The sequence below is a fragment of the Gemella sp. GH3 genome, assembly GCF_013415425.1.
In the GTDB taxonomy this organism is placed as follows: Bacteria; Bacillota; Bacilli; order Staphylococcales; family Gemellaceae; genus Gemelliphila.
The window spans coordinates 1-8,093 of the sequence record NZ_JACBYC010000151.1 but is presented as its reverse complement, the minus strand read 5'-3'; the positions used below and the strand labels follow the sequence as shown (position 1 = coordinate 8,093).

Genomic DNA, 8,093 nt, shown 5'->3' with positions numbered 1-8,093 from the left:
ATAAAATATTTTCTAAATTTTGAATTACTATTACCTAGTAATAACTCATCTATTAGATCAATGCTATTTATAACATTATAATCATTATTTTTTCCAATTATGTAATTTATTGCTACATAATGTTTATTTTTCTGCTCTTCATTATAATAAGTAGCTTCTCTAGTAACTTCTTTATTGAAACTTTGTTCTACTAATTTATAATTAGAATAATCTTTGAAGTCATATTTGTCTAAATATGAATCTATTTGAGTTAAAGCTGATGTAATATCCAAATCACCATAAAGAGTTATATAACTATTACTAGGATGATAATTATACTTATAAGTATCTATAAATTCTTTTTGAGTTATTGATGTAATTTCATTTGGTTTCCCACCATAAGAATATTTATAAGGAGTATCTGGATGTAATGACTCTGCAATATGCATATCTACAATTTCATCTACAGATGAGTATGCACCCTTCATCTCATTGTATACAACCCCTTTATATTCTAATTTATCATCTTTACTTTCTAAATGATAATGCCAGCCCTCTTGTTTTAAAATATTGTTATTAGTTAAAAGTTTTGGATTAAATACAGCATCTAAGTATATATCCATTAATAACTTTAAATCTTCCTCATTTTTAGATGATACTGGGTACATTGTTTTATCAGAAAATGTCATAGCATTAATAAAAGTATTAAAAGAACCTTTTATTAATTCTACAAAAGGCTCTTTTACAGGGTATTTTTCTGATCCACAAAGTACAGAGTGTTCTAAAATATGGAAAATACCATTATCACTATAAGGTATAGTTTTAAAAGTTATACTAAAAGATTTATTAATATCATCATTTTGTAAATATAATAGCTGGGCTTTAGTCTTTTTATGAATATATTTATAAGCTGTACTATTGATATTTTTTAAATATTTTTTTTCTATTAGTTCAAATCCCATATTTTGTTATTTTTGTCGTTACATTTTTAATAGAGTTAAGACGTCATAATTTTCTAATTTCTCTAGACCATTTAATCCGTCAAGCTCAATAAGGAATGCAATACCGACAACTATTCCTCCTAATTTTTCTACTAATTTGATTGTTGCTTCTATTGTTCCACCAGTAGCTAATAAATCGTCTGTAATCAAAACTCTTTGCCCTGGTTTAATTGCATCACTGTGCATAGTTAGTGTATTACTACCATATTCTAAGTCATATTCATAGCTTATAACTTCTCTTGGTAATTTATTAGGTTTTCTTACAGGAACAAAACCTATACCTAGTGAATAAGCGACAGGACACCCTATGATAAACCCACGTGCTTCTGGTCCAACAACAACATCTGCTTTTTTCTCTTTAGCATAATCTACAATTTTATCAGTAGCATATTTATATGCTTCTCCGTCAGCCATAAGAGTTGTTATATCTTTGAAACTAATTCCTTTTTTGGGCCAATCTTCAACTATAGATATGTAATTTTCTAAATTCATTATAATCTCCTAATTTAAATGCAATTTATTAATAAACATATTATTTTATATATAATAAAAAAACATGCATTTTTATTATACACTATAAATAAAATAAATACCATAATTAATACGGTATTTATTAATGTAAGTTGTATATAATTATGATTATTATTCTTTTGTTAGAATATCATTTATAGTTTTAATATCTTTGTTTAAAAGTAATTCTTCAATATAAAATTTTTCATTCATAGCTCTATATGTAGTAGATTTATTTAAATCAATCGTTTCAAAGTTTTTATTTATAGTTACTATATTTTTATTTATAGTAACTAAATTCAATTCATTTAAAATACTAATCATCAATTTTAAGCTGTCTATATTTGTATTAATTAATGATAATACTTGTTTAATTTTGGTATTAGTATTAAGTGGTAAAGTTTCTGTTTTTAATAGTAGATTAAATAATTTAATTAATTTTTCTTTATTAATTTGATATTTTTGGCTTAGCATATTAGTGTCTTTACAAAAAATATTAATTCTTTTTGGATTTAAATTTATAATATTTCTAAGCTGTTTTTCAGAATTAGGAATTTCTAAAATGTTTATTACATCATATTTCCTTTCTAATAGATTTAATTCATTAAATTTATAATAATTATTTTTATGATCAGAAAAATTTTGAGATAGCTTTAAATCTTCACTGTTTAATTTATTAATATCAATATTATTTTTTCTCATATCGTGAAATAAATATTGTTTTTTATCAATATCTATTAAATGTGCTTGAAGCTTTGTTCTACCATTAAAATAATTTTTATCTAGATAACATAAAACATCAACTGTATCCCCACTATTTAATTCACTATAAATATTATTATCTTTAAAGCTAATACATTCTAATTTATCAATATCTGAACCTACTACTAATTTTAAATATTGCTTTTCACTACCAAATTCTATTTTTTCTAGTATAGTTATATTTGGTATAAGTAAAGTTGGTTTTTCAAATTCTATTCCAAATGGCTTTAATAAATCTATATCATTTAAAAGTTGATAACTTATTTCCTCCTGATCAACTATTAAATCAATTACTTTTTCACTTTTTAGTGATGTTTCATTTTTAAGGTATTCCTCGTATAGATTATTTAAACTTTTTTCTATTTCATCTAAGTTTTCTAAAGTTGTAGAAAATCCAGCTGCCATACTATGACCGCCAAATGCTGTAAACAGATTATTTATTTTATTTATAGCTTCATAAATATTGAAGTTTAGCATACTTCTAGCAGATCCTTTTAATTTACCATCTTCAATATTCATTACTAAAGTAGGCTTCTTGTATTTCTCTACAATATTAGAAGCTACTATTCCTAAAACTCCTTCGTGAAATTCTCCTGTTAATACTAATAAAGAATTATTACTCTTATCCTCAATTAATTTTTCAACATTTTTTATAATATTTTCTGTAATTATTTTTCTTTCACTATTATAATCATCTATTTTTTGTGCTAAAATTTGAGCTTCATTTATATTTTCTGTTGATAAAAATAATAAACCTTCTTTAGCACTTGCCATTCTTCCGATAGCATTTAATCTAGGAGCTATAGTAAAACCTATTGTTTGTTCATCAATATTTCCTTGATGTCCTGCTATATCTAGCAATAGTTTTAATCCTATTCTAGTATCTTCGTTTAAAATTTTTAATCCTTGCTTTACAAAAATACGATTTTCAGATGTTATCGGAACTAAATCAGCAACAGTTCCTATAGCAACTAAATCTAAAAAGAAGTCTGGGTATATATCTAATAGAGCATGAGCTAATTTAAAAGTAACACCTACTCCTGCAAGTTTACCGAAAGGATAATTGCCTTCCGGATGTTCTGGATGTATTATGGCGTAAGCATTGGGAATATTATCTTGAATTTTATGATGATCTGTAATAATAACATCACACCCACAACTATTTGCATAATCTACTTCATCTACTGCAGCAATACCATTGTCAACTGTAATTATTAAAGATATACCTGAATTTATAATATTACTAAAAGCCTCTTTGTTTGGGCCATATCCTTCTGTAAAGCGATTAGGAATATACGATGACACATTAGCACCCAATGAAGATAAAGTTTCTAGCAATAACACAGTAGAAGTAATTCCATCAGCATCATAGTCTCCATAGACTAATATCTTTTCTTCATTTTCTATAGCTTTATTTATTCTATTAACAGCTTTGTCCATATTATATATTAAATATGGATCAAACCCTTCTTCAAAGTCTCCTACTAAAGTTTCTTTTATTTGTTCGTGATTTGTTATATTTCTATTTTTTAATATTTTTGCTACATTAATTGGTAAATTATATGCTTTTTTTATATTTTCTACTTCTACATCGTTATAGTTAGGGAATACCCAGTTATATTTTAAACCCATCACTTTCTTCCTCTTTATCTTCTTTCTCTATATCCTCGTTATCTTCTATTTTTTTATTTTCTAGTTGTTCTTTAGTGAATAATAATTTTTCTGTTCGCTCTAATTTATTTTTTAATTCAGTATATTTATTTTTCCAGTAAATAGTAGCTATAAATCCTCCAAATAAGATTAATATAAAAAATAACAGTGTTAGAGGCACCTTTATTGTAAAAAATATAAATGTTATAGGAACAGGATTATAATTCATTATTAAAAATGTTAAAACAGCTACAATACTAACAACTATAGCAAATAATTTATATGGTATTTTATCTTTATTAATATTATTCATTATTATCTCCTTTTATTATATCAATAAATTGATTTTCAAATAAAATAGGAATATTTAAATTTTGAGCTTTTTTTAATTTTGAACCAGCTTTTTCTCCACAAATTAAATAATCTGTATTTTTTGTAACAGAATTAGTAATTTTTGCGTTGAATGTTTCTAAATATTTTTTCGCTTCATTTCTTGTTAATTCTGTAAGTTTTCCTGTTAATACTACAGTTTTATTACTGAATATATTTTCTTTTAATATACTCTCTTTATATGTAGGATTAATCCCTATACTAATTAAGCTATTAATTAAATTTATGTTTTCTTGAACTTTTAAATAATCTATTATTGCTTTTGCAGAAATATCCCCTATATCATCAAGCTCTATCAATTCTTCATAATTAGCTTCTAAAAACTTAGTTAGTGATTTATATTTTTTTGCTAAGATAATACTAGCTTTTTTTCCTATATTTAAAATACCTAAAGAATAAATAACTTTATCTAATTCTGTTTTTTTTGATTTTTCAATAGAATTAAGTAGATTATTTACAGATTTTTCTCCCATACGCTCTAAATCAAGCAATTTTTCTTTATCTAAATTATATAAATCAATTACGTTATTTATTATATTATTTGAAAATAGTTGAATTATGACCTTATCACCAAGACCATCAATATTCATCGCATCACGACTAGCAAAATATATTATTTTTTTTATATTTTGTTCTGGACAACTTGCATTTGTACAACGTATAAAGGGATTATCTTCATTAGATATTAAAATACTATCACATGAAGGACAATGTTTTGGAAAACTATATTTTGTGCTATTAGTATTACGTAATTCAGGAATTACTTTTATTACTTGAGGTATAATTTCTCCTGCTTTTTTAACTACTACTGTATCACCTATATGAATATCTAATTCATCAATAATATCTTTATTATGAAGAGATGCTTTAGAAATAGTAGATCCCGATATTTTTATAGGCTCTAAATTTGCTACAGGGGTTACTACTCCGGTTCTTCCAACACTTAACTCTATATCAATTATTTTAGTAGCAACTTCTTCTTCAGCAAATTTATATGATGTTGCCCATTTTGGACTTTTTTGTGTAAAGCCAAGTTGTTCTTGGAAATTTTTATTATTTACTTTTATAACTATACCGTCAATATCATAAGATAAATCTTGTTTACTGTTCTCCCAATATTTTATATAATTGGTTACTTCTTCTATATTTTTACACAATTTAAAATGGTTATTTACTGGTAATCCTAATTCCTTTATTTTATTTAAAGAGTTAATTTGACTATTTTCTTTTGAGTTATTTGCTATTGTATAAATAAAGGCAGATAATTTTCTGCTAGCTGTAATTTTAGAGTCTAATTGTCTTATAGATCCTGCTGCCGCATTTCTAGGATTAGCAAATAATTGTTCATTGTTTTTAGATCGTTGCTCATTAATTAAGTAAAATGATTTTTTAGGCATATATACTTCGCCTCTAACTTCTATATTTACTTGTTCAGTTAATTGTTTAGGAATTGATATTATTGTTTTTAAATTTTCTGTAATATCTTCTCCTATAACTCCGTCTCCTCTAGTAGCTCCAGAAATTAATTCTCCATTTTCATAAGTTAATGATACAGCTAACCCATCAATTTTTAATTCACAGACATATTCTATATCTTCTGTTGTATTTAATAGTCTTTTTATTCTATTGTCAAATTCAATTAAATCGTCTATAGAAAAGGTATTTGATAAACTAAGCATAGGTGTTTTATGCTCAACTTTTAAAAACTCACTTAAAACCTTATCACCTACTCTTTGTGTAGGTGAATTTTTTAAAATATAATCAGGATAATTATTCTCTAAATTTTCTAATTTTTTATAAAGTAAATCATATTGTGTATCACTAATTTCAGGATTATTTTCAACGTAATATTGGTAAGAATACTTATTTAATAACTCTACTAAATTACTAATTTCTTCTTGAATTTTTATTTTTGTCATAAAACTACTCCTTGACTAGATTAGCATATTCTAATAATAAAATTTTTGTACCATAATTATCAAAATCGACAGTAACTGCATTATTATCCATTTTTGTAACTGTTCCAATACCGAATTTTTTATGTTGAACACGATCATTAATTGTGTAATTTATACTTTTATTAGATATGCTTTTTTTCTCTTTTATTTTAGGACTTAATTTACTAATAAAATTAGTAACATTATTATTGCTATATGAATTATTTAAATTAGCTAATCTTACACTACTCTCTTCTTGAATTAATTGTTCTGGAATTTCTTTAATAAAACGTGATTTATCATTAAATTTAACATTCCCAAATTGCATACGTCTATTAGTATGAGATAAAAATAATCTTTCTTTTGCACGAGTTACAGCTACGTAAGCTAATCTTCGCTCTTCTTCTAATTTATCTAATTCATCTTCTAAACTATCAATATCTCTCATAGATGGAAATATATTTTCTTCTAGACCGATAATAAATACAACTTCGTATTCTAATCCTTTGGAAGCATGGATTGTAGATAGAGTTACCGCGTTTTCAAAATTTTCATCATCAGAAGCAGATGTTAAAGACATTTCAGAGATATAATCAACTAAACTATTATTTGTTTCAGAGTACTGTTTAGCAGATGTTACTAATTCTGATATATTTTCTATTCTACTATCTGCATAATCATCTTTTGAATTTTTCAACATTTCTTCATATCCAGAATCAATATATATACCTACAATTACTTCATCAATTGTCAGAGAATCATCAGTAGAGTATTTTTCAAATAATGAATATAATTTAGTAATATTATCTACTACTTTCTTTGAAACACCTACACTAGAAATTTGTGATAATGTATCATAAAGAGATAAATTATTTTCATTTGAATAATTTTGAATTTTTTCCATTGCTGCTGCTCCTATTCCTCTTTTTGGAACATTAATAATACGTCTTAAACTTAATTCATCATCTTTATTTACTAATACATTTAAATAGGATAATATGTCCTTAACTTCTTGTCTCTGTAAGAATTTTAACGAACCAATTAATTTATATGGGATAGATGTAGTTAAAAGTGTATTTTCTAATGAACGTGATAAATAGTTAGCTCGATACAGTACCGCTATATCTTTATATTCAATTCCTTTAGAAATTAAATTTTTAATATTTTTTGCAACAAATTCTGATTCATCAACATCATTATATGCTGAATATAAATGAATTTTTTTCCCTATTTTCTTTTCAGACCATAAATTTTTTTCTTTTCTATGGTTATTATTTTTTATTATATTGTTTGCTGCATTTAAAATAATACTATTTGATCTATAGTTTTGATCTAAGAATATTAATTTAGTGTTATCAAAATCTTTTTCAAAATTTTTAATATTATCGCTGCAAGCACCGCGCCAACTATAAATACTTTGATCGTCATCTCCTACAACACATATATTATTATGAATAGCAGAAAGCATTCTTATTAATTTATATTGAATAACGTTAGTGTCTTGATACTCATCTACATGAATATATTGGAATTTTTGTTGATATTTTAGTAGTATTTCTGGATATTTTTCAAATAATTCAATAACTTTTATTATTAGATCATCAAAATCTAAAACACTATTTTTTTTCAAATATTTTTCATATTCAAAATATACTTCTGCTACAATTTTCATAAATCCAAATCGAGATTGTGCTTCCATATCTTTAGGTTTTATATAGTTATTTTTGGCATTAGATATTAATTTTAAGATTGCATTGGGATTATACTGTTCTTCCGAATAATTAAGATTTTTCAAGATATTTTTTATTATTGATTTTTGTTCACTAGAATCCAAAATAGTAAAATTCTTGTTATAATTTAATAA

General features: G+C 24.6%; 6 protein-coding genes. All 6 read right to left on the bottom strand.

Annotated elements, in window-relative coordinates; genetic code table 11:
* A partial coding sequence (locus tag HZY83_RS06115) for an insulinase family protein (protein WP_179943173.1) occupies positions 1–941 on the bottom strand: 941 nt, incomplete at its 3' end.
* An 18-nt stretch (positions 942–959) separates the two neighbouring features.
* On the bottom strand, positions 960–1,472 hold the full coding sequence (locus tag HZY83_RS06110; protein ID WP_179943172.1) for an adenine phosphoribosyltransferase: 513 nt from the start codon (positions 1,470–1,472) through the stop codon (positions 960–962).
* A 150-nt stretch (positions 1,473–1,622) separates the two neighbouring features.
* A complete protein-coding gene (gene recJ / locus HZY83_RS06105) occupies positions 1,623–3,884 on the bottom strand; it encodes a single-stranded-DNA-specific exonuclease RecJ (RefSeq protein ID WP_179943171.1) in 2,262 nt (753 codons plus the stop codon).
* Positions 3,868–4,215, bottom strand: a complete 348-nt coding sequence (locus HZY83_RS06100; RefSeq protein WP_179943170.1) for a DUF1049 domain-containing protein — start codon at positions 4,213–4,215, stop codon at positions 3,868–3,870. Before HZY83_RS06100 ends, recJ begins: the two co-directional genes overlap by 17 nt.
* Positions 4,208–6,211, bottom strand: a complete 2,004-nt coding sequence (gene ligA / locus HZY83_RS06095; protein ID WP_179943169.1) for an NAD-dependent DNA ligase LigA — start codon at positions 6,209–6,211, stop codon at positions 4,208–4,210. The genes HZY83_RS06100 and ligA overlap by 8 nt, the downstream gene beginning before the upstream one ends.
* 4 nt (positions 6,212–6,215) lie before the next feature.
* Positions 6,216–8,093: ATP-dependent helicase (locus HZY83_RS06090; RefSeq protein ID WP_179943168.1), on the bottom strand; the 1,878-nt coding region annotated here is incomplete at its 5' end.

What these genes read in the sequence shown, in the direction of transcription:
- HZY83_RS06110 (WP_179943172.1), bottom strand. Translation starts at nt 1,472, where the DNA reads ATGAATTTAGAAAATTACATATCTATAGTTGAAGATTGGCCCAAAAAA.
- recJ (WP_179943171.1), bottom strand. Translation starts at nt 3,884, where the DNA reads ATGGGTTTAAAATATAACTGGGTATTCCCTAACTATAACGATGTAGAA.
- HZY83_RS06100 (WP_179943170.1), bottom strand. Translation starts at nt 4,215, where the DNA reads ATGAATAATATTAATAAAGATAAAATACCATATAAATTATTTGCTATA.
- ligA (WP_179943169.1), bottom strand. Translation starts at nt 6,211, where the DNA reads ATGACAAAAATAAAAATTCAAGAAGAAATTAGTAATTTAGTAGAGTTA.